The organism is Pseudomonas sp. D4002, assembly GCF_013385665.1.
Taxonomy (GTDB): domain Bacteria; phylum Pseudomonadota; class Gammaproteobacteria; order Pseudomonadales; family Pseudomonadaceae; genus Aquipseudomonas.
In genome coordinates, this window is the sequence record NZ_JACAPN010000016.1 from 88752 (window position 1) to 112549 (window position 23798).

Here is a 23798-nt window from a genome sequence, read left to right on the forward strand (position 1 = left end):
GTGTCCCATGAAGCTTACCGATACCTTTATTCAGCGGCCGGTCTGGGCGATTGTCGTCTCGCTGTTCATCCTGATCCTGGGGCTGCGCTCGATCTTCGAATTGCCGGTGAACCAATGGCCACGCACCGAAAATACCGTGGTCACCATCACCACCGCCTACTACGGCGCGGACGCCTCCACCGTTGCCGGCTTTATCACCCAGCCGCTTGAATCGGCCATCGCCCAGGCCCAGGGCATCGACTACCTGTCATCAACGAGCATCACCGGTGTCTCGACGATTACCGCCACGCTGCGGCTGAATTACGACGCGAGCAAGGCCCTCACCGAGATCAACACCCAGGTCAACTCGGTCAAGAACCAACTGCCGGCGCAGTCCCAGGAACCGGTGCTGACGGTGGCGGTCGGGCAGACCACAGACGCCATGTACCTGGGTTTCTACAGCGACACCCTGCCCACCAACAACATCACCGACTACCTGGTGCGGGTGGTCAAGCCCAAGCTGGACTCGATCCAGGGCGTGCAAACCGCAGAAATCCTCGGCGGGCGCCAGTTCGCCCTGCGCGCCTGGATGGACCCGAACAAACTGGCGGCGCATAACGTGACCGCCCAGGACGTGTCCACCGCCCTGGCCAACAACAACTACCTGTCTGCCGTCGGTTCCACCCGCGGGCAAACGGTGACAGTCGACCTGACGGCCGGGACCGACTTGCACACGGTGGATGAATTCAAGCGGCTGGTGGTCAAGCAGAAAGGCGATGCCCTGGTGTACCTGGAGGACGTGGCCACCGTCACCCTCGGCGCCGAAAGCTACGACAGCAGCGTGGCGTTTTCCGGCAAGCGTTCGGTGTTCATCGGCATCAAGACGGCGCCGACTGCCAATATCCTGACGGTGGCCGACAGCGTGCGCGAGGCCTTCCCCGAGCTGCAATCCCAGTTGCCCACCGGGGTACGCGGCGAGATCGTGTATGACTCCACGGAGTTCATCAACACCTCGATCTATGAGGTGGTGAAGACCCTGGTCGAGGCGATGATCATTGTGTCGGTGGTGATCTACCTGTTCCTCGGCTCGTTCCGCGCGGTGATCGTGCCGCTGGTGGCGATCCCGCTGTCGCTGGTCGGGACCTTCTTCATCATGTACCTGCTGGGGTACTCGATAAACCTGCTGACCCTGCTTGCCCTGGTATTGGCGATCGGCCTGGTGGTGGACGACGCGATTATCGTGGTGGAGAACGTCGACCGGCATATCAAGGAAGAAGGCAAAGGCGTGCTGGAAGCTGCGCTGGTTGCCGCGCGGGAACTGGGTGGGCCGATCATCGCGATGACCGTGGTGCTGATCGCCGCCTACGTGCCCATCGGGCTGCGCAGCGGCCTTACCGGTGCGCTGTTCAAGGAGTTCTGCTTCTCACTGGCGGGTGCCGTGACCGTGTCGGCCGTGGTGGCGTTGACGCTCTCGCCGATGATGACCTCCCGGCTGTTCAAGTCCGGGCAGGAAGAAGGCCGGTTTGCCCGCAAGCTCGATCAGTACTTCGACTGGTTGCGGGGCCGTTACCACCGCGTACTCTCGGGCGGCCTGAACGTATGGCCGGTGCTGGTGACGTTTGGTTTTGTGCTGTTCCTGCTGGTGGCCGCCAGCGGCATGACCGCCAAAAGCGAACTGTCGCCCACCGAGGACCAGGGGCTGGTGTTCATGCAGATCAAGGGCCCGCCCACCGCCTCGCCGCAGCAGATGGAGCGCATCGCCGACCAGGCCTTCCAGATCGCCAACAAAGAGCCGGAATACGCGCAGATGTTCCAGCTGACCGGGTTGCCTATCCTCAACCAGGGCCTGGGCGGTGTACTGCTGAAAAACTGGGGCGACCGCACGCGCTCCCAAGCCCAACTGATATTGGAACTCCAGCAGAAATGGAACCAGGTGCCGGGCGCCACCATCGCCGCCTTCCCCCTGCCGTCGCTGCCGGGCGCCCAGGGCTTGCCGGTGCAGTTCGTGATCACCACCACCGACTCGGTGGAAAACCTCAATGAAGTCGCCCAGGCCGTGGTGGCCGAGGCCCAAAAACAACAGCTGTTCTATTTCTCCGACATGGACCTGAAACTCGACAAGCCACAAGCCAAGCTGGTGGTGGACCGGGAAAAAATCGCCGCACTGGGCATGACCCAGGCCGACGTCGGTGCGGCGCTGTCCGCGGCACTGGGCGGCAACTACGTGAACTACTTCTCCACTGCCGGGCGCTCGTACAAAGTGATTCCCCAGGTGTTGCAGGTTGATCGCCTCAACCCGGACCAGATTCTCGATTACTACATCCGCACGCCATCCGGCAGCATGATCCAGGCGCGCACCGTGGCGCATATCGAAACCTCGACCCAGCCGGAATCCATCAACCACTTCCAGCAACTCAACTCGGCGACCCTGTCGGGCGTCAGCGGCGTGGCCCAGGGCGAGCTGCTGGCGAAACTGAACACCATTCTGACCAATATTGCGCCGTCGGGTTACACCTCGGACTTCTCCGGCGAATCTCGCCAGTTCATGCAGGAATCCGGCGGGTTCTTCGGCTTGCTGATGTTCTCGATCCTGATCGTGTACCTGGCCCTGGCGTTTCAGTTCGAGAGTTTCCGCGACCCGGTGGTGATCCTGTTCTCGGTGCCCCCTGCACTCTTCGGCGCGCTGGCGTTTATCACCATGGGGTTTGCCTCGATCAACGTGTACACCCAGGTGGGCCTGGTGACGTTGCTGGGGTTGATCACCAAGCACGGGATCCTGATCGTGCAGTTTGCCAACGAGTTGCAGCGCGCCGGTCACAGCAAGCGCGAGGCCATAGAAGAAGCCGCCGGCGTGCGTCTGCGGCCGATCCTGATGACCACCGCCGCCATGGTGCTGGGCGTGGTGCCGCTGGTGTGGGCCTCCGGTGCCGGGGCTGCGGGACGGCATGACATGGGCCTGGTGATCTTTGCCGGGTTGTCGATCGGTACCGTGCTGACGCTGTTCATGGTGCCGGCGATGTATATGTTCATTGGCTCCACGCACCATCAGGAGGCGGAACAGCCGGTCCCCGTTTAGGAGCGAGCTGGCTCGCTCCTGCAGTGGATCAGTGGGTCAGATCACTACCCGCAGCGCCAAGCCTTCATACGCATCCAAGGTGATGGTGAAATCACCCTCGGGTGTCAGGTCGCCCTCCACCCGCTCATTGATGATGTCCACCACCGGCCCGGGCGCAATATCGGGCAGGTGCAGGGTTTCAGTAATCGGCGTCGAGCCGAAGTTCAGCGCCGTGATCTGGGTACCTTTGCCCGCCGGCAGCTCGTGCACCATGATCAACAGCCCCGGGTGCTGCACATCCGGCACCAGGATCTGGCGGCTGGCGGCGATGTCGTAGGCTCGGCGCACCGCGAGGATTCTTTGCAGTTGCGAGGCAAATGAATCCGGGTCGGCCAACTGGCTGATCAGGCTGCCATACAAGGTTTTCGGGCGCGGCATCTGCCCGGCGGATTGCTCCGCATCCGGATTCAGGTCCACCAGGTCATAGGCGCCGCGATGGATCCAGCGTGTGTCGCCATCCAGCATCAAGTGGGCCACCTCCTGCGCCGGCAACGGCAATGCGCCCACCAGGTCCCAGCCGGACAGTGCAAACACCCCCGGTTGCATCGCGTTGTACATCACCAGCAGCAGGTGAATCTGGCGGATCTGCTGGATATCCGCCGGGGTAATCGCCTCAAGGTCGCGAATGCCCAGCGCCGCCGTAATGATGCTGGCGGTGGTGCAGGACACGCCGTTGGTCACGAACTTCAGGTTATACGGCGCGTGTTCGCCAGCCAGGCGTTCGTACATCTGCTCACGGATATGCTCGCGCAGGATGCCGCCGGGAAAGGTCTGCCCCTGATAGAGGTAGGTGTCATGGGCGTGCAACGTCCAGAAGTGCACCAGTTCCAGGGTCAGCTCGTCATGGTTCTGCAAGGCGTGGATCAGCGAGCCGGGGTCGATGCCCAGGGTGTGCATCTCCCGCAGCATCAGGCGCAGGAATTCGGTGTCGCCCATCAATAACGCGTGCTGGTAAGCCGGGCGCGTGATGAAGTCGTAGGACAGGTCTGCGCCGCCGTGGGACATGGCGGCGATGTCGTCCACCGTCAGGTTCAGTTCCTGGAAGCTGAAACCGCCCGCCTTGCGAATTGCGCCGCCCAGGATCTGGTTGCCGGTGATGGACAGCGGATGGCTTTCAGACCAGGCGTTACCTTCCAGTTTTCGTTCCACGCCAAGGAAACCGTTGGCGTCAAGGCGCAGGATCTTCGCCCCCATCACGTCGATGGCGTGCAGGGCGTCGCCGATGATCATCTGCTGCGCGGCGAAGGTCGGGTCCAGCCAGTTCAGCGACGGCTGCCCTTCCTTGAAGTAATGCAGGTACACCCAGCGGCGGGGCTTGCCGTCCACGCCGATGACCACATCGGTCGCGCTCCAGTCGGTTTCCTTGACCCCGGGTTCGAAGAAGATCACCCGTTGCAACTGGCCGACGATGTAGTGCTTGTCCCTGAGCACGTCGACCTGCTGCGGGCTGAGGTTCTGCGCATCGCGGCCCTCGCTGATGTCGGGCAGCAGCGGCCAGTCTTCTTCGCGGATCTCCACCATGTGGTAGAGCCCGGGATAGTCTTCGTAGGCCATCTCGGCCAGGCGGAAGTCCGCGCCCTTGCCGGTGTGGGACGGGATCACATCGTCGATGATCACTGCGTTGTGCGCGGCGGCCATGCGAGCCAGCGCCTGAAGCTGGGCTTCGGTGCCCAGTTGCGGGTCGATGTCGAAGCTGATGCGGTCAAAATTGCCGTCAATGGTGGGGGTGTGCTCGGTGCCGGAAAGACCGCCCGAGCGTTTCAATGGACCGTTGTGAATGCCCTGGATGCCGATTTTTGACAGCGCGTGCCACAAGGTTTCATCCCCCAGGGCCTCCAGTACGCTGCCGTTCTCGCGGGTGACGATGGACGCCGGATAGGCCGTGAACCACACCGATGCCAGGGCTGAAGCATCACGGGGCCGTGTATGGGCATATGGCTGTTGCCACAACCGGCCTTGCCCCGAATAAAGCCTGGCGCGCTGCTTGGCGGCATGCAGCATCGATTGTTCCACCAGCCAGGCCACATGTTTCTTATCGGCGTCCGTCATAAATCAATCACCTGCACCCATGAAGTAGTCGGTTGCGGTGGCTGCATATGAACCACCGTTCGTTACTGTATGAGGCCCCGGGCGGCGATTCGTTGCATCCGGGATGGCGACCCTTCCCCGGCCTAGACCCAGCCGCCGTCCACAATGAAGTTCTGTGCGGTACACATCGCCGATACATCAGAGGCCAGGAACAGCGCCATATTGGCGATATGTTCCGGCTCCACACTGCCCGGCAGGCACTGGCTGCGGGCGATCAATTCCCGGGCCGCGTCATCCACCCACATCGCCAGTTGTTTCTCGGTCATCACCCAGCCCGGCACCAGCGTATTGACCCTGATACGGCTGGGCCCAAGCTCCCGCGCCAGGGCCCGGGTCATGCCGTGGGCGGCGGCTTTGCTGGCGGCGTATACCGGGTAGCCGCTGGAAGCCATCATCCAGCCGATGGAACCCAGGTTGATGATCGACCCGCCGCCTGCGGCCTTCATCATCGGCACCACGGCCCGGGCCGCGAAAAACCCGTGCTTCAGGTTGACCGAAATCAGTTGGTCGAACCGCTCCGAGTCGATTTCATCCAGGGTGTGCCGAACGTCGTTGGCGGCATTGTTCACCAGCACGTCGATCGGTCCAAGGCTCTGCGCCAGGCACGCTATCGCGGCCTTGTACGCGATCTCGTCGGTGATATCGCAATGGGCGAATTCGACGGCATGGCCCTCGGCCGACAATATCGCCGCCAATCGGTCGCCCTGCCCTTGCGCCCGGTCCACGAAGGCTACCTTGGCCCCCTGGCGTGCGAAGGCACGCACCATGGCCTCGCCTATCCCGGAAGCACCGCCGGAGATCAGCACGGTTTTATCCCGCAGGTCCGGGTACATCGCCTGCGCGCCGGGCTGTTTTTCAGTGTTCATGGGGCAGTCACTCCGCTGTATTTAGTCTTATTTTATATTGCATGTTTTGCGATATTGGCTATAAATCAGCCCTGCAGCCGAATAAATAGTAGAACTATTTAATTAACAACAATAAAGGTAGCTCAGTCATGCGGCAATCCCGATTCCTGCTTACCGGCCTTGGCCTCTCCCTGGCGGTGGCCAGCCTGGGCGCTCAGGCGGCTGGCTTGTCCAGCGAACACAAACCCTTCGGCAAAACCAATGACGGCACCGCCGTCGAGCAGTATGTATTGCGTAACAGTCATGGCGTACAAGCCACGGTCATCACCTATGGCGCGGTCTTGCAGTCGCTGAAAGTACCCGACAAACACGGCCAGTTCGCCGACGTGGTGCTGGGCTTCGATGACGTCCAGGGCTACCAGGCCGGTACTGCGTTCTTCGGCGCGACCATCGGCCGTTTTGGCAACCGCCTGGACAAGGGCAGCTTTGAACTGGACGGCAAACGCTATCAAGTGCCCCTCAACGACGGGCCGAACTCGCTGCACGGCGGCCCGCAAGGTTTCGACAAGCATGTGTGGAAAGCCCAGCCGGTCAAGCAGGACGATTCGGTGGGCGTGACCCTGAGCTACCTGTCCAAGGACGGCGAGATGGGTTTCCCCGGCAACCTGAAAGTCGATGTCACCTATAGCCTCAACGACAAGAACGAACTGCACATCGACTACAAGGCCACCACCGACAAACCCACGGTGCTCAACCTCACCAACCACAGTTACTTCAACCTCGCCGGCGCCGGCAGCGGTGATGTGCTCAAGCAAGTCGCCACCCTGCATGCCAGCCATTACACCCCGGTCAACAGCACCCTGATTCCCATCGGCGAACTGGCCCCGGTCGCCGGTACGCCGATGGACTTTCTCAAGCCCACTGCCATCGGCCAGCACATCAAGGACGATCATCCCCAGCTGAAATTCGCCGAACCTAAACAAGGTGGCTTTGACTTCAACTGGGTGCTGGATGCCAAGGGTGATATCGGCAAACTGGCCGCCGACGTTCGTGACCCGCAGTCCGGTCGCCGCTTGCAGCTGTATACCAGCGAGCCTGGCGTGCAGTTCTATACCGGCAACTTCCTCGACGGGACGATCAAGGGCAAGGGTGGCAAGCCTTACGCCCACTGGAGTGCGTTCACCCTGGAAACCCAGCATTTTCCCGACGGCCCCAACCAGCCGAGCTTCCCCTCTACCCGTCTCGATCCTGGCCAGACCTACACGCAGAATACCGTGCTGAAATTCTCTGCTGACTAAACCTGTGGGAGCTGTCGAGCTTTGGCGAGGCTGCGATGACGTCGGCACTATCAATATCCAAGGTGCCTGACCCACCGCTATCGCAGCCTCGCTGAAGCTCGACAGCTCCCACAGTACCGGTGTTAGCAGGGCTGCCGGGAAACGTCAGCGGCCATCAGTTCCACAAACCGATCTTTTCCAGCTCCTGCTTGAAGTTCTCGCGGGTGATCAGCGTCACCTCATCCATGGCCGTGTACTTCGGCGGCTCCTTACCCGTAGTGACCCACTCGAACATCATGCTCGCGGTGTTGTAGCCCTCGATGTGCGGGCTGGGCAGCATCGAGCCGAAGAAGCCGCTGTTGGCTTTCTTCAATTCGCCAATGGCATCGGTGCCGTTGATGCCGATGCCGATGACATTCGCCGCCGCAAACCCGGCGCTTTCGGTGGCGCGCACGCCGCCAAGCACGGTGTTGTCATTCATGCCGCCGATGATCAGGTTTTTCGCGCCGCCGGGCAGCTTGACCAGCGCCGAGTTGGTGGCGTCCATGCTGCCGGGGACGTCGAGGGTCTTGAGGGCTGCGTACAGGATGTGGTCATCCGGAATACCCGCAGCCTTCAGGGATTTGACCGAGCCATCAGTGCGCTTTTTACCGGTATCGAGTTCGTTGTAGGTGTTGATCACCGCATAGGTGTCCTTCCAGTCCCAGCCACGTTTTTTCGCTTCAGTGGCCATGGCACTGCCCTGCTTCTCGCCCACTTCAAACGCGGCCATGCCCAGGTAAGGCACGTCTTCCATGAAGTTGCCCTTGGCGTCCACAAAACGGTCATCCACGGCGATCACTTTCAAGCCGTTGGCTTTGGCCTTGGCCATGATCGCCGGGCCGAGGGACACGTCCGGCGGGCAAATCACAAAACCCTTGGCACCGTTGGCCGCCAGGCTGTCGATGGCCGAGAGGGTTTTCTCGCCGTCGGGCACGGCGATCTTGATCACCTCGAAGCCCTTGTCCTTGCCGGCCTTTTCGGCGAAGGCCCATTCGGTCTGGAACCAGGGCTCTTCCGCCTGCTTGACCAGAAAGCCGATCTTCACCGGCTCGGCCGCCAGCAACAGGCTGCTCAGGCCGACGGCGGACACCGCCACAGCGGCGCAGCACAGGGAACGGATACCACGACGACGATTCATAGGGTGACTCCTTGTTGTTGTTTTTGAGTGCGTTAAACAGCCTGTTGGTTATCCTGCAAAGCGGTGGCAGACTTTCCCCGGCACATCGACCTCAATGGCCAGCACCGCACCGTCCAGCGGGTGATCCAGCGGGCTGGCGGCACTGGTGATGTACAAGGTCTTGAGGTCGGGGCCTGCGAACACGCAACTGGTGGGACGGCTGACCGGCAATTCGATGACCCGGTCAACTTCACCGTCCGGCGTCAGCCGCAGCAGGCAGCTGCCGTCCCAGCGCGCGTTCCAGATATAGCCTTCGGCGTCCATGGCGGAGCCGTCCGGGCCACCCCGGGAGTGAGGCCCGAACCAGACTTGCGCAGGTGCGAGCTGGCCCTGTTCAGTCATCGGGTATCGATAGAGCGTGCCGTCCAGGCTGTCGCCGAAATGCACGTGGGTGGCGGCGTCGTTCCACAGCAAGGTGTTGGGAATCCCTAGGCCTTGCAGCAACGGCGTGACCTGCCCGTCGGTATCGACCCGGAACAGGCCGCCGGAACGTCGCAGCACCGGCAAGTCTTCACCGTGCTCGCCGATGTTGTTCTGCATGGTGCCCAGCCACAGCCGGCCCTGGGCATCGCAGCGGGCTTCGTTGGCACGGTTGCCCGGTTGCGGATCGGCGACGCAAAGCAAGGTCAGGCGTGGATCGCTCGGCGTCGAATCGAGGTCGAGGCGATACACGCCGCTGCTCAGGGTCACCAGTGCATCGCCGCTGGCGCACGGGATAAACGCCGAGACCGGCTCAGGCAATTGCCAGGTGTGCAATTGCCCGCCCTGCAGGCGCAAGGCCTGCTGGCCGATGATGTCCACCCAATACAAGGCCTGGCCCGGTACATCCCAGAACGGCCCTTCGCCCAGCCGAGCCCGGTGCGGTGTGACTGCGGTCCACGACATGAAACCTCCTGCTTTCTTGTTGTTTTCAGGTGGTACCGGTTACAGCGCGTCGCGCGACGGCTGCCCATCTACCAGACGCTGAATGCGCAATGGGTTGGCATTCTTCAGCGCGTCGGGGAGCAGGCTATCAGGGTAATTCTGAAAGCACACAGGTCGCAGGAAACGCTCGATCGCCAGGGTGCCCACGGAAGTGCCACGGGCATCCGAAGTCGCCGGATACGGCCCGCCATGGACCATCGCGTCACACACCTCGACGCCCGTGGGGTAGCCGTTGAGCAGGATGCGGCCAACCTTTTGCTCCAGCAGCGGCGTCAACTCGCCGAACTGGGTGAAATCCGCCGGCTCGCCGATGATCGTCGCGGTCAATTGGCCGTGCAGGCCGTGCAACGCCGCAGTGAGTTGGACCTGGTCGGCGACTTCCACGAACACCGTGGTGGGGCCGAACACTTCCTCCTGCAGCACTTCATCGCCGTTGATCAGCAGGCTGGCGTCCGCTTTGAACAGCTGTGGCTGCGCCTGATTGCCGGTTTGCGTCTGGCCCGCCAGGTGCTCGATGCCAGGATGGGCCAGCAGCGTGTGCAGGCCTTTGCCGTAGCTGTTCAAGGTGCCGGCATTGAGCATGGTTTGCGCGGGCTGGCCGCCGATCAGTTGGGCGACCTGTTGGGTGAAGCCTGTGAACGCTGGCGAGGCAATCCCGATCACCAGGCCCGGGTTCGTGCAGAACTGGCCGCACCCCTGCACCACCGAGGCGACCAGGTCGCGGGCGATGGTGTCTGCCCGGGTTTGCAGGGCCTGGGGCAAGACGATCACCGGGTTGATGCTGGACATCTCGGCGAACACCGGGATCGGTTGCGGGCGTGCCGCCGCCATATCGCACAACGCCCGGCCGCCCTTGAGCGAGCCGGTGAAACCCACGGCCTGGATCGCTGGGTGCTTGACCAGCGCTTCCCCCACACCGCCGCCAAAGATCATGTTGAACACGCCGCCGGGCATACCTGTGCGCTCGGCCGCCCGCATGATCGCATCGGCGACCCGCTCGGCGGTGGCCATGTGGCCGCTGTGGGCCTTGAACACCACCGGGCAACCGGCCGCCAGCGCGGCGGCGGTGTCGCCACCGGCAGTGGAAAAGGCCAGGGGGAAATTGCTCGCCCCAAACACCGCGACCGGCCCCAGGCCGATGCGGTATTGGCGCAGATCCGGGCGCGGCAAGGGCTGACGATCCGGCAGCGCCTGGTCGATCCGCGCCCCGTAGAAATTACCGCGCCGCAGTACCTTGGCGAACAACCGCATCTGGCCGCTGGTACGACCGCGCTCACCCTGGATACGCCCGGCGGGCAACGCCGTTTCGCGGCAGACCAGGGCGACAAAGTCATCGCCCAGGGCGTCCAGTTCATCGGCTATCGCCTCCAGGAACGACGCACGATGCTGCGCGCTCAGGCTGCGATAAGCCGGGTAAGCCTGAGCGGCGGCGTTGGCCGCGGCGTCGACCTCCTGCGCGGTGGCCTGGTAGAAATCAAAGGGCAATGCCTCGCCACTGGTGGCGTCGATGCTCTGCAGGGTGATGCTGCCGGCAGCGCTGCGCTGGTCGCCGATGTAGTTGTGGCCACAAATCCGGGTCATGCCTGTCTCCTTCAAAGGGTGCCTATGCCGCCAGGTGCCACGCCGCTGTTGGCCACGGCAATGCCGTTGATCAATGGCGCGCCGAATTCGGCTTGGCTGATTTCAAACACATCGCCTGGCTGGGTACGAATGCCGTCGGCAAACGACAAGGTGGCGGTGCCGAAGAAATGGATATGCACGTCACCCGGGCGCAGGAACTGGGTGTATTTGAAATGGTGGTATTCAAGGTTTTCGAGGCTGTGGCACATGTTGGCTTCGCCACTGAGGAATTCGTGCTGCCACAACACCTCGCCATTGCGCACGATACGGCTGGTGCCCGCCAGGTGCCGGGGCAGTTCACCCAGGCGCAACTCGGGACCGTAGCTGCAACTGCGCAGCTTGGAGTGGGCCAGGTACAGGTAATTCTTGCGCTCCATCACGTGGTCGGAAAACTCGTTGCCCACCGCGTAGCCCAGGCGATACGGCTTGCCGTCGTGACCAATCACATACAGCCCGGCGATTTCCGGCTCTTCGCCGGCGTCTTCGGCAAACGCTGGCCACGGGAATGGCTGGCCCGGACGCACCACGATGCTGCCGTCGCCCTTGTAGAACCATTCGGGCTGCACACCGGCCTGGCCAGCAGCCGGTTTGCCGCCCTCCACGCCCCATTTGAAGATGCGCATGCTGTCGGTCATCGCGCTTTCGTCACTGGCGTTCTGGTGCATCTTGTCCCGCGCCGACGCACTGCCCAGGTGGGTCAGGCCGGTACCGCTGACCAGCGTGTGGGCCGGGTCCGGGTGATCCAGCGGTGGCAAGATCTTCTGCGCGGCCAGCAGTCTGGCGTAGTCGTGGCTCTCGGCCAGGCCGAGGTGGTCTATGTGCTGTTGCAAGGTGACGCCAGCCTCGATGGCGGCGAGTGCCAGGTCGCGTACCGTGCGGGCGGCCCGCACCTCGCGTACCTGATCGCCGTCGACCACGCCCACTCGGCGTTCGCCGTTGTTCAATTCAAACTGCACTAACCCCATGAGTGTTCTCCTGATTGCCAATTAAGTACGCGTGGCGCCACGGGCGCTGGCGGCGAACTGGTCGGGCGGCAGCACGTGCCTGCGCTCCAGCAACCGATAGACCACCCCGGTCAACACCACCCCGAACAGCATCACGCACGCCAGGAAGTACAAGCCCGACGCAAGGTTGCCGGTGTACTCCTTGAGGGCGCCGATCACGAACGGCCCGATGTAGCCGCCGAGGTTGCCCACCGAGTTGATCAAGGCGATGCCCGCCGCTGCACTCGCGCCGGCAAAGAAACGTCCCGGCAAGGTCCAGAACACCGCCGTGCAAGAGAACAGCGCAAACGCCACCAGGCACAGCGCTGCCAGTTGCCACAGCGGCACTGTCAGCCAGGCGCTGAGGAACAGGCCGATGGCGCCCAACACGTAGAGCACGGCAAGATGACCGTAGCGATCATTCAGGCGATCGGAACTGCGCGGGACGATCAGCAAACCGATGATCCCGAAGATGTAGGGCACTGCCGACACAAACCCGGTGGTCAGGTCGCTGCCGCCAAACTGCTTGATCAAGGTCGGCAGCCACAGGCCCAGCCCATAAATGCTCAAGGTCACCGGCAAGTAGAACAGCGCCAGCAGCAGCACGCGTTTGTCCTTCAGCGCATGCAGCGGGTTGCCGTGCCGGGTCTGGCCGTAGGCTTGCAGGTCTTTGGCCAGCTCGCCGGTGAGCCAGGCCTTCTCCGCCTGGTCCATCCATTTCACCTGTTGCGGCCCATCCGGCAGGTAGCGCAGCACCGGCCAGGTCAGCAGGATCGCCGGGGTGCCGATGACGATGAACAACCACTGCCAGCCGTGCAGGCCGAGTATCCCGTCCATGCCGAGCAAGCCGCCCGCCACGGGGCCGGTGATCATCATGGCGATGGGTTGGGACAGGATGAACAGCCCGAGGATCTTGCCGCGGTGCCTCACCGGGAACCATTGGGTGATGTAGTAGAGGACACCCGGGAAGAACCCGGCTTCGGCGGCGCCCAGCAGAAAGCGCATCACATAGAAACTGTGGGGGCCCTGGACGAATGCCATGCCGATGGTAATCGCGCCCCAGGTCACCATGATTCGTGCGAACCAGCGCCGCGCGCCGAAACGGTCGAGCATCAGGTTGCTGGGGATTTCCAGCAGGAAGTAGCCAATAAAGAACAGCCCTGCTCCCAGTCCATACGCCGCATCGCCGATGCCGACATCCGCGCCCATGTGCAATTTGGCGAAGCCCACGGCCGAGCGATCCACGTAGGCAATCAGGTACAGCAAGATCAGGAAGGGAATCAGTTTCAGCGTGATGCGACGTATCAGCCGCTGTTCCTGGCTCATGTGAGCGGTCTCCGATTGTTATTTTTATAGAGCGTTTCGGGTCGCCTCTCGCGGAAAACCGCCAGGGCCAGGCCTCGTTAAATCGGACTATATAGTAATACTATTTAATCAACAACACTTCCAAACACCCGAATTTACGCCTATGTTAAGCCGAGAATGGATCAATATAGTCTTACAATAAGAGAGTCAGCCATGTCCGAGAAAAAGCCCGTCCTGCGCTCCGCCAGCTGGTTTGGTACCGCCGATAAAAACGGCTTCATGTACCGCAGCTGGATGAAAAATCAGGGGATTGCCGATCATCAGTTCCACGGCAAACCGATCATCGGGATCTGCAATACCTGGTCGGAGCTGACGCCCTGCAACGCGCACTTCCGCCAGATTGCCGAGCATGTGAAACGCGGCGTGATCGAAGCCGGTGGCTTTCCGGTGGAATTTCCGGTGTTCTCCAACGGCGAATCGAACCTGCGCCCCACCGCGATGCTCACCCGTAACCTGGCCAGCATGGACGTGGAGGAAGCCATTCGCGGCAACCCCATCGACGGCGTGGTGCTGCTGACCGGCTGTGACAAGACCACCCCGGCGCTGCTGATGGGCGCCGCCAGTTGCGACGTGCCGGCGATCGTCGTCACCGGCGGGCCGATGCTCAACGGCAAGCACAAGGGCCAGGACATCGGCTCGGGCACCGTGGTGTGGCAGCTCAGCGAACAGGTCAAGGCGGGCACCATTACCCTCGACGATTTCCTCGCGGCCGAAGGCGGCATGTCCCGCTCGGCGGGCACCTGCAACACCATGGGCACCGCCTCGACCATGGCCTGCATGGCCGAAGCACTCGGCACTTCCCTGCCCCACAACGCGGCGATTCCCGCGGTGGATGCGCGGCGTTATGTACTGGCGCACATGTCCGGCATGCGTGCGGTGGAGATGGTGCGTGAAGACCTGAAGCTGTCGAAGATCCTGACCAAGGAGGCTTTCGAAAACGCGATTCGCGTCAACGCAGCCATCGGCGGCTCGACCAACGCGGTGATTCACCTGAAAGCCATCGCCGGACGCATCGGCGTCGAGCTCGACCTGGACGACTGGACCCGCATGGGCCGTGGCATGCCGACCATCGTCGACCTGCAGCCGTCCGGGCGCTTCCTGATGGAGGAGTTCTACTACGCTGGCGGCCTGCCGGCGGTGCTGCGCCGCCTCGGTGAGGCCAACCTGATCCCGCACCCGAATGCCTTGACCGTCAACGGCAAGTCCCTCGGCGAAAACACACGGGAAGCGCCGATCTACGGCCAGGACGAAGTGATCCGCACCCTCGACAACCCGATCCGCGCCGACGGCGGCATTTGTGTGCTGCGGGGCAACCTCGCACCACTGGGTGCAGTCCTCAAGCCCTCGGCTGCCAGTGCCGAACTGATGCAGCATCGCGGGCGTGCCGTGGTGTTCGAGAACTTCGACATCTACAAGGCACGGATCAACGACCCGGAACTGGACGTGGATGCCAACTCGATCCTGGTGATGAAAAACTGCGGGCCCAAGGGTTATCCGGGCATGGCGGAAGTCGGCAACATGGGCTTGCCGGCCAAACTGCTGGCCCAGGGCGTGACCGACATGGTGCGGATTTCCGATGCGCGCATGAGCGGCACGGCCTACGGCACCGTGGTGTTGCACGTGGCGCCGGAAGCGGCGGCCGGCGGCCCGTTGGCCACGGTCAAGGAAGGCGACTGGATCGAACTCGATTGCGCCAATGGCCGCCTGCACCTGGACATCCCGGACGCCGAACTGGCGGCCCGCATGGCCGACCTTGCACCGCCCGAGCAACTGATTGTCGGAGGCTACCGGCAGCTGTACATCGACCACGTATTACAGGCAGACCAGGGCTGCGACTTCGACTTCCTGGTGGGCTGCCGTGGCGCCGAAGTGCCGCGTCATTCCCACTAATTGGGACGGGAGCAATGTTATGATGCCGCGTATTTCGCCAGAGTAGCCTCCCTGTTATGGATCAGCAGCCGACCAAGCCGCGCAAGAGCATGCACGCCCAAATCGTCCAGGACTTGGGCATGCACATCGTTTCCGGGCGCTTCAAGCCGGAAGAACGGTTGCCCATGGAGGCCACCTTGTGCGAGGAGTACAAGGTCAGCCGCTCGGTATTGCGTGAGGCGACTCGGGTGCTGAGCGCCAAGGGCCTGGTGATTTCCAAGCCCAAGGTCGGCGCTGTGGTGCGCCCTCGGGTGCAGTGGCACTTGCTGGACCCGGACGTGCTGACCTGGCTGATGCAGTCGACACCCCACAGCGAGTTTTTCAACACCCTGGCCGGTGTACGCCGGATCCTCGAGCCGGAAATCGCCGCGATGGCCGCGACCACCGCCACCGACGCCGACATCGCCACCATCGAAAAAGCCTACCTCGGCATGGAAACCGCCAATACCCACGAAACGTTGCTGCAGGCCGACCTGGACTTCCACCGGGCGATTGCCGATGCGACCCGCAACGACTTGCTGGCCTACATGTGCAACATGCTGTCGCTGCCACTTCGCGAGTCCATCAACATCACCAACCGCCGCCCCGACATCCAGGGCCTCAGCCTGCCCCGGCACAAAGCGATCCTCACCGCGATCAAGAACCGTGACGCCCTCGGCGCGCGGCATGCCTCCCTGGTGCAACTGGACGATACCCGGGTGGCGCTGGACACCGTGATGAATGTGCTGACGCCGCTGTAGGCCAGGCAACCCACCGTCAAGATCGAGGCCGCCCTTGGATTACTTCGCTGCGTTAACCGCCTTTGTCGAAGCCGCCGAGGGCAATAATTTCTCCCGCGCCGCCGACCGGCTTGGCATCAAGGCCTCCACGGTTTCCCGCTACGTGAAGGACCTTGAACAGGACCTCGGCATCGCCTTGTTCAACCGCTCTACGCGCACGCTGCACCTGACTGAGGGTGGCCAGACGTTTCTGATGCACGCACGCCGGGTACTGGATGAACTCGAACAAGCCAAGGCCGCCACCTCCGCACTGAACGAACAGCCACGGGGCGTGCTCAAGCTCAACCTGCCGCCCGCCTTTGCCCGCCACCATGTCCTTCCCACCTTGAATGCCTTCCTGGCCCGCTACCCGCAGATCAAGCTGGAACTGGTGCTGGACGACAGCCACGTCAATCTGATTCATGCCGGTGCGGACTTGGCGATCCGTATTGGAACCCTGGCGGATTCCACGTTGAAGGCACGCAAGATCTGCGATGAGCGCTACCGGCTGGTGGCCAGCCCGGGGTTTTGCCGGGAGTATCCGGCGCCGGTCAACGCTGCCGACCTGGCTGCCATGCCGGCGATTCTGGGGGCGGCTGACAGCGCATTTGCCAACGGGCATGAGGTGCCACCGCTGGTGCATAAAGACAGCATCCGGATCAACGACCTGGACGCACAATTGATCGCCGCACAACAAGGGCTGGGATTTGCCTTGCTCCCCGACTGGCTGGTAGCCAAACCCATTGAAACCGGCGAGTTGCTGGTGTGGTTGCCTGAGTGGGATATCCGCATCGCAGGCCGTGAATCGGCGGTGTGGTTCGTGTATCCACCCAAGCGCATCGTGTCTTCCAAAGTGCGGTGCTTCATCGACTTTATCGTCGAGCAACTGGGCGAAACACCGCACTGGAAACGTCTCAGCTGAAGCGGATATCCAGCGACCGCAGATAGGTTTGCAGCCCCGCATCCTGGATCGGAATCAGGAAGGCTTCCGTGTCGGACTCGTTGAAGTGGGCATGCCAGTAACCTGGCGGCGTCACGAACGCCAGGCCCGGCGACCAGTCGACCCGCACCGGGTTGCGGATCTGCCCATCGGCGTCCAGTTCGGTGCCCACGAGCGAATAGCAGCCCTTGGGGCAATCAATGATGAAATCCAGCGCAATCGACTGGTGTCGGTGGGGCTTCTGAATCGACCCTGGCGGCAGGATGCCGTACATCGCCCACAGCACATGGGTCACGGTACGGGTCTGCGGGAAGTTGCGATTGCCCAGCAGGATGCTGATACGGCTACGGTCCTGGGCGCGGGGATCATCGGCCGCTTCCCGCAGTTTTGCGTTGGCCAGCTCCGCGGGATACAGCGTCGGCACGAAGCGATCGGCACTGCGGGTCACGCCCAGGTAACGCAACAGCGGCTCATCGTGGACGTAATACAGGCGCGCATCCTCTGATGCGCTGAACTGCGCTTGCTGCAGACCTGGCAGCGCAATGAAGCAGCCTTTGGTCCAGTCGATGCGGTGCGCGCCCTGAACCACACTGCCCTGCCCTGCGATGACATAAAACACCTGTGAGGTGGCGTTGGGGTGCAGTTCCAGCGTATCGCCGGCGTTCAGGCGAATGAAGTTCGCACACAGCCCCGGACCGGTGGCCGGACCTTCGCAACCCAAGGCATCGCTGAGGTCCAGCGGCACTACCCGAGAGGGCCCACTGTCGTACAGCGAGGCCGGGAAGCTGTGATAGGGAATGCGCGTGATCAGGTTGGCGCTGATGGGATTGGCGGCCTTGCTGTATTCAAAGTATTCGGCATCGAGCAGGTGCTGCGGTTGGGTATCGGCCACGTCAGGCTTGAATTCGCTATTCATTATGATCACCTCAATCTACGGCTGGATTTCGCATGCCCCGTGGGGCGCTGCGGCGGTGAAAGAACTATAGGCATTCAGCGGCGGTGGATTAATCCCTCATCTTGCATAGCAGTTGTGCGAAATGGGGCAGGCACAAGCCTCTCTTGGTGTACTGATAGTTTGATTCAACCAACTATCAAAGTGCCACTTTATAAATAAGTTAAATATATATACATCAGCGCCCATAAAAAATCCGCCGCAGAGACTGCGGCGGCAAACCAAAGGATGTTGTCGAAGCAGAGCGGCTAAGACAGGGTTAAAACTACAGCAGCGTGCGCATATGCACAGTGAATTTTAATTAATCGAGTTTAATCGGCAGTGCACCTGCGCACGCAACTATTGGCAATTAAACTATCCACGAAACAACAGGCTAGTTAAACAAACACGGTTGATCGTGGACTTCCGTTTTACCTTGCTGCTTCGCCGAAAAGGCCCGGGTTTGCCCCGGGCCTTTTTTTCGAGGACCATATCGGCCTTCTTTCTGATGTCACCCAAGGGAATCCCATGGCCAACCACGACCTCGCCTTCACCCCCGATCTCGACCCGGACTCCATCTCTTCCGACGTTATCGGCTTCAACGGCATCCTCGTCTCCACGCAAATCCCTACCCGCGCCGACGGCAGCCTGGAGCTTGGCGACATCACCCTGCAAAGCGAATGCACCCTGCAAGCCCTCAAGGTTGCGCTCGAACGTGCCGGCAGTTCGATTGACCGGGTCATGCACCTGACCATCTACCTGACCGACATGGCCGACCGCGCCGCTTTCAATGAAGTCTACAAGCGCTACTTCGCCAAGCCTTGGCCGGTGCGTGCGGCGGTTGGTGTTGCCGCCCTGGCCGTCGAAGGCATGCGGGTTGAAGTCACGGCGATGGCCGCCAAGGGCTGAGCCAAACGCTCTATATCAACCAACGATGATCAGATGTGGGAGCTGTCGAGCCCCAGCGAGGCTGCGATGGGATCGCCGCGGTGTCACTGATACACCGCGGTGTCTGCATCGCGGGCAAGCCCGGCTCCCACCGTTGAGTGCATTCCAATTTGGGAGCACACCTGGGGCTTGATAGATGTCGATAGCGCATTTCGCAGCTACAATGCCCGCCTCCGTGACAAGCCTGACTAAAAAAACTATGTCCTTGCCCAAGCATCACCTGGAATTGCTCAGCCCTGCGCGCGATGTTGCCATCGCCCGCGAGGCCATCCTGCATGGCGCCGACGCCGTGTACATCGGCGGCCCGAGTTTCGGCGCGCGCCATAACGCCTGCAACGACGTGAGCGATATCGCGCAGTTGGTGGAGTTCGCCCGGCGCTACCACGCGCGGGTGTTCACCACCATCAACACGATCCTGCACGACAACGAGCTGGAGCCGGCGCGCAAGCTGATCCACCAGCTCTACGATGCCGGCGTCGACGCGCTGATCGTCCAGGACCTGGGGGTGATGGAGCTGGATATCCCGCCCATCGAACTGCATGCCAGCACCCAGACCGACATCCGCACCCTGGGCCGGGCCAAGTTCCTCGACCAGGCCGGTTTTTCGCAGCTGGTGTTGGCCCGTGAGCTGAACCTGCAGGAAATCCGTGCGATTGCCGATGAAACCGATGCCGCCATCGAGTTCTTTATCCACGGTGCCTTGTGCGTGGCCTTCTCCGGCCAGTGCAACATCTCCCACGCCCAGAATGGCCGCAGCGCCAACCGTGGCGATTGCTCCCAGGCCTGCCGCCTGCCCTACACCCTGAAGGATGACCAGGGCCGTGTGGTTGCCTTTGAAAAGCACCTGTTGTCGATGAAAGACAACAACCAGAGCGCCAACCTGCGCGCCCTGGTGGATGCCGGCGTGCGTTCGTTCAAGATCGAAGGCCGCTACAAGGACATGGGTTATGTGAAGAACATCACCGCCTATTACCGCCAGCGCCTGGACGAGATTCTTGAAGACCGCCCGGACCTGGCTCGCGCCTCCAGCGGCCGCACCGCGCATTTCTTCCTGCCGGACCCGGAAAAGACCTTCCACCGTGGCAGCACCGACTACTTCGTCACCGACCGCAAGGTCGACATTGGCGCCTTCGACACCCCAACCTTTACCGGCCTGCCGGTGGGGGTGGTGGAAAAAGCCGGCAAGCGTGACTTGCAAGTGGTCACCCATGAGCCGCTGTCCAACGGCGACGGCCTCAATGTGCTGATCAAGCGTGAAGTGGTGGGTTTCCGCGCCAACATTGCCGAGCCAAAAGGCGAGTTCGAAGAAGACGGCGAGAAGCGCTATCGCTACCGCGTCGAACCCAATGAAATGCCGGCAGGCTTGCACCAACTGCGCCCGAACCATCCGTTGAACCGCAACCTGGACCATAACTGGCAGCAGGCTTTGCTGAAGACTTCCGCCGAACGCCGGATCGGCGTGTCATGGGCGGCTCGCCTGCAGGAAGATCACCTGGAACTGACCGTCACCAGCGAAGAAGGCATCAGCGCCAGCGTTGCCCTGCCCGGCCCGTTTGGCGTGGCCAACAAGCCGGAACAGGCCCTGGAAACCCTGCGCGACCTGCTGGGCCAACTGGGCACCACGCAGTACCACGCCACTGCGATCGAGCTGGATGCGCCGCAGGCGTTCTTCATCCCGAATTCGCAGCTCAAGGCCCTGCGCCGTGAAGTGATCGAGGCGCTGACCGAGGCGCGTATCCAGGCTCATCCACGGGGCGGCCGCAAGGCGGAAACCACGCCGCCGCCGGTGTACCCGGAATCGCACCTGTCGTTCCTGGCCAACGTCTACAACCAGAAGGCCCGCGACTTCTATCACCGCCATGGTGTGCAACTGATCGATGCGGCGTATGAAGCCCACGAAGAAACTGGCGAAGTGCCGGTGATGATCACCAAGCACTGCCTGCGGTTCTCGTTCAACCTCTGCCCCAAACAGGCCAAGGGTGTGACGGGGGTGAAGACCAAGGTTGCGCCGATGCAGTTGATCCACGGCGACGAAGTACTGACGCTGAAGTTCGACTGCAAGCCTTGCGAGATGCACGTGATCGGCAAGATCAAGGGCCACATCCTCGGCCTGCCGCAACCGGGCAGCGTGGTGGGTTATATCAGCCCGGATGACCTGCTCAAGACCATCCCGCGCGGCGCACATTGAGTCGCGGGTGAGCGTCATGCTACGGCGTGACGTTCACCGCTGTTTTCGAGCGCCACCACCAACCCCACTGCAACCCCGCCGCCGCGAGCAAAATCGCCGCCACGCCCAGCCATTGCAACCAGCCCAGGCGATGCCCAAAGGCAATCCAGTCGACAAAGATTGCCGCAATCGGGTAGATAAACGACAGCGCCCCGGTGATTGCCGTCGGCAACTTCTGGATCGCGCCATACAGCAGCACGTACATCAAGCCGGTATGCACAACGCCCAGGGTCAGCAATGCCGCCCAAGCATCCATCGATGCAGACAGGCTGTGCCACTGCATCAGCGGTGCCAGCAGCAAGGCGCCCGTGGTCACCTGGATCAAAGCCATCAAATGCGGCGGCACCTCTTTCAAGCGCTTGATGATCAGGGCGGCAATCGCGTACAAAAGCGCCGCGCCCAGCGCCAATGCCACGCCCACCAGATAGTCGTCCCCGGTATTTGACTGATCGCCATGGGCAGTGACAATCGCCAGCATTCCCACGAACGCCACGCTCAGCCAGGCGAGCTTCTGCACGGTGATTTTCTCGCCCAGGAACACTGCCGCCAGCATAACCAGCATGAACGGCTGCACGTTATACACCGCTGTACTGATGGAAATGGATGCCCTGGCGTAGGACTCGAACAGCAGCAACCAATTGCCCACGATCGCCACGCCGCTGAGCATCGCCAGCCCGAGTTTGCGGTAGTCCAGCAAGTCCAGGCGCAGATAGCCGAGCAGCCAGCACACCACCAGCAACGTCAGCGCGCCGATCACGCAGCGCCAGAACACCACTTCGACCACCGGCACTCCCGACACCAGCACGAACCAGCCGATGGTGCCGGATATGAGCATGGCGGCGACCATTTCCCATGAACCGCGACGTATGGATTTGTCCATGATTGAGCTCCTCAAGTGAGGCTCAATTATGGCAATCTGGCCTGTAGCGACTCCAGATTCTAAATAAGGCGAACCTTGCATTTCGCCTATTCTTATTAGGCAAACCTGAGCAATCGCTTTCGGAGCGACCATGATTGACAGCATTGACCAGCAACTGATCGCCGCATTGATGGACGATTCGCGCCTGTCCCTCAAGGCCTTGGCGGGTATCACCGGCCTGTCCTCCCCCAGCGTCGGCGAGCGGTTGCGACGGCTGGAAGAGCGTGGCGTGTTGAAGAACTACACCGTGGACATTGACCCCAAGCATTTTGGCTATCTGCTGCAAGCCATCGTGCGCATTCGCCCTTTGCCCGGGAAACTGCAGGAGGTGGAGCGCCAGATCCAGGCGATCCCCGAGTTCACCGAGTGCGACAAGGTGACCGGCGATGACTGCTTCATCGCACGCCTGCATGTGCGCACCATGGACCAACTCGACACACTGCTGGATAAGCTCAACGCTTACGCCGAAACCAACACCGCCATCGTCAAGAAAACCCCGGTAAAACGCCGATTGCCACCACTGAGTGATTCATGATTCTGAGTCACTGATGCAGTGACGGGATCGCTATTCTGTCAATCCAGGGCGGTGTTTATGCTTGATCCACACATTGGAACAACAGGCGTAAACACCATGTATGTCATCACCGGAATCACAGGCAAAGTCGGCGGCGCCCTCGCGCGCTTTCTCCTCAACGATCGTCAACCCGTGCGCGCAGTCATTCGCGATGCCGGCAAAGGCGCCGTATGGGCCGCCCTTGGTTGCGAGGTCGCCATCGCCAATATGGACGACGCTGCGGCCCTCACCGAAGCATTCAAGGGCGCCACCGGCGTGTTCATCCTGCCGCCTTCGGATTTCGACCCGGAGCCGGGTTTTCCCGAGGCGCGCAAGGTGATTGCCGCCGTCGCTCAGGCCATTGAAGCTGCGGCCCCGCAGAAAGTTGTTTGCCTGTCGACCATCGGCGCCCAGGCCGAACACCTGAACCTGCTGACCCAACGCACCTTGATGGAACAGGCGCTGAGCGCGTTGAACGTGCCGGTGACCTTTTTGCGTCCGGGCTGGTTCATGGAAAATACCGCCTACGACGTAATCACGGCCCGTGAACACGGAGTGATCCACAGCTTCCTGCAACCGCTGGATAAGACCGTACCGATGATCGCCACCGCCGACGTCGGCCGCCTCGCTGCGCAATTGTTGCAGCAACACTGGAGCGGGCGTCGGGTAGTTGAGCTGGAAGGCCAATGGGTCAGCCCGAACGACATCGCTCGCACGTTGACCGAAGTGCTTGGTCGTGGTGTGACAGCACAGGTGGTGCCTCGCGATGCGTGGGAGCCGATGTTTCGTGAGCAAGGCGCGCAGAATCCAATGCCGCGCATGCGCATGATTGATGGGTTTAACGAAGGTTGGATCTGCTTTGAGCAGGCGGACGTGGTTAAGGGTGAGACCACATTGCTCAAGGTGCTGCGGGAGTTGGCTGCAAAAACCTGATGCCATGGCCTGCAAGCCAGCTCAGTGATTGGGTACATATCCGTTATTTGGGTAACGGCGGCGTATGGTTTCGCTCTTACAGCGAGTCACTTTGCAAAAGCGGCAAAGTCCACCAAACGGCATTGCTCCGCGGGCCGCCGCTCCGCAATACCTGCGTTCGGCCTCGGACTTATTGGGGCAGTCAGATCAAAATCAAAAGCAAGAGCACAGCGGCCTCCCGGCGGGCTTGAGTGTTAAAAGCAAAG

The 23798-nt window shown here is 61.8% G+C and carries 18 protein-coding genes; 9 read left to right on the top strand and 9 right to left on the bottom strand.

Features of this window, described 5'->3' with window-relative positions; all coding sequences use genetic code 11:
• Positions 1-7 precede the first annotated feature (7 nt).
• Positions 8-3055: an efflux RND transporter permease subunit gene (locus tag HX824_RS10045; protein ID WP_177054496.1), complete on the top strand. Its 3048-nt coding sequence runs from the start codon at positions 8-10 to the stop codon at positions 3053-3055.
• 36 nt (positions 3056-3091) lie between these two features.
• On the opposite strand, the gene treS is transcribed toward HX824_RS10045, so the two are convergent.
• Together treS and HX824_RS10055 are read right to left on the bottom strand one after the other, a co-directional pair.
• Positions 3092-5143 (bottom strand): maltose alpha-D-glucosyltransferase, encoded by a 2052-nt coding sequence (gene treS / locus HX824_RS10050; protein WP_008433350.1) that lies wholly within the window; start codon positions 5141-5143, stop codon positions 3092-3094.
• Positions 5144-5265: 122 nt separating this feature from the next.
• Positions 5266-6048: an SDR family NAD(P)-dependent oxidoreductase gene (locus HX824_RS10055; protein WP_003217767.1), complete on the bottom strand. Its 783-nt coding sequence runs from the start codon at positions 6046-6048 to the stop codon at positions 5266-5268.
• Between the two features lie 128 nt (positions 6049-6176).
• Here HX824_RS10055 and HX824_RS10060 point away from each other — a divergent pair, with 128 nt between their 5' ends.
• Entirely contained in the window at positions 6177-7325 is a 1149-nt protein-coding gene (locus tag HX824_RS10060) for an aldose epimerase family protein (RefSeq protein ID WP_008433348.1), read from the top strand.
• A 154-nt stretch (positions 7326-7479) separates the two neighbouring features.
• Here HX824_RS10060 and HX824_RS10065 read toward each other — a convergent pair whose 3' ends face one another.
• From HX824_RS10065 to HX824_RS10085, 5 genes are read right to left on the bottom strand one after another with little or no spacing between them, the layout of a single operon-like run.
• Positions 7480-8484, bottom strand: a complete 1005-nt coding sequence (locus HX824_RS10065; protein WP_003217769.1) for a substrate-binding domain-containing protein — start codon at positions 8482-8484, stop codon at positions 7480-7482.
• 48 nt (positions 8485-8532) lie between these two features.
• Positions 8533-9408, bottom strand: coding sequence for an SMP-30/gluconolactonase/LRE family protein (locus HX824_RS10070; protein ID WP_177054497.1), 876 nt, complete (start codon positions 9406-9408; stop codon positions 8533-8535).
• Positions 9409-9447: 39 nt separating this feature from the next.
• Positions 9448-11028 (bottom strand): aldehyde dehydrogenase (NADP(+)), encoded by a 1581-nt coding sequence (locus tag HX824_RS10075; RefSeq protein WP_177054498.1) that lies wholly within the window; start codon positions 11026-11028, stop codon positions 9448-9450.
• Positions 11029-11039: 11 nt separating this feature from the next.
• Complete coding sequence (gene araD1, locus HX824_RS10080; RefSeq protein ID WP_134326635.1) at positions 11040-12032, bottom strand: AraD1 family protein; 993 nt, start codon at positions 12030-12032, stop codon at positions 11040-11042.
• A gap of 21 nt (positions 12033-12053) precedes the next feature.
• Positions 12054-13376: an MFS transporter gene (locus HX824_RS10085; RefSeq protein ID WP_087693837.1), complete on the bottom strand. Its 1323-nt coding sequence runs from the start codon at positions 13374-13376 to the stop codon at positions 12054-12056.
• Between the two features lie 192 nt (positions 13377-13568).
• Here HX824_RS10085 and HX824_RS10090 point away from each other — a divergent pair, with 192 nt between their 5' ends.
• The 3 genes from HX824_RS10090 to HX824_RS10100 are packed head-to-tail and all read left to right on the top strand — an operon-like array spanning position 13569 to position 17024.
• Complete coding sequence (locus HX824_RS10090) at positions 13569-15305, top strand: IlvD/Edd family dehydratase (protein WP_177054499.1); 1737 nt, start codon at positions 13569-13571, stop codon at positions 15303-15305.
• 56 nt (positions 15306-15361) lie between these two features.
• Entirely contained in the window at positions 15362-16084 is a 723-nt protein-coding gene (locus HX824_RS10095) for a FadR/GntR family transcriptional regulator (protein ID WP_003217775.1), read from the top strand.
• Positions 16085-16118: 34 nt separating this feature from the next.
• Positions 16119-17024 carry a LysR family transcriptional regulator gene (locus HX824_RS10100; protein WP_177054500.1) on the top strand — a complete coding sequence of 302 codons (906 nt, stop codon included), beginning with the start codon at positions 16119-16121 and terminating at the stop codon, positions 17022-17024.
• Here HX824_RS10100 and HX824_RS10105 read toward each other — a convergent pair.
• Complete coding sequence (locus HX824_RS10105) at positions 17017-17958, bottom strand: cupin (RefSeq protein ID WP_102604313.1); 942 nt, start codon at positions 17956-17958, stop codon at positions 17017-17019. The genes HX824_RS10100 and HX824_RS10105 overlap by 8 nt on opposite strands.
• 543 nt (positions 17959-18501) lie before the next feature.
• Here HX824_RS10105 and HX824_RS10110 point away from each other — a divergent pair.
• Together HX824_RS10110 and HX824_RS10115 are read left to right on the top strand one after the other, a co-directional pair.
• Positions 18502-18882 (top strand): RidA family protein, encoded by a 381-nt coding sequence (locus tag HX824_RS10110; RefSeq protein ID WP_003217799.1) that lies wholly within the window; start codon positions 18502-18504, stop codon positions 18880-18882.
• A 238-nt stretch (positions 18883-19120) separates the two neighbouring features.
• Positions 19121-21109: a U32 family peptidase gene (locus tag HX824_RS10115; RefSeq protein WP_177054501.1), complete on the top strand. Its 1989-nt coding sequence runs from the start codon at positions 19121-19123 to the stop codon at positions 21107-21109.
• Positions 21110-21128: 19 nt separating this feature from the next.
• On the opposite strand, the gene HX824_RS10120 is transcribed toward HX824_RS10115, so the two are convergent.
• Positions 21129-22028: a DMT family transporter gene (locus HX824_RS10120; RefSeq protein ID WP_177054502.1), complete on the bottom strand. Its 900-nt coding sequence runs from the start codon at positions 22026-22028 to the stop codon at positions 21129-21131.
• Positions 22029-22158: 130 nt separating this feature from the next.
• Between HX824_RS10120 and HX824_RS10125 the strand changes: the two genes are divergently transcribed.
• Positions 22159-22602, top strand: coding sequence for an Lrp/AsnC family transcriptional regulator (locus HX824_RS10125; RefSeq protein WP_003217805.1), 444 nt, complete (start codon positions 22159-22161; stop codon positions 22600-22602).
• 96 nt (positions 22603-22698) lie between these two features.
• Entirely contained in the window at positions 22699-23553 is an 855-nt protein-coding gene (locus HX824_RS10130) for an NmrA family NAD(P)-binding protein (RefSeq protein ID WP_003217807.1), read from the top strand.
• Positions 23554-23798 lie beyond the last annotated feature (245 nt).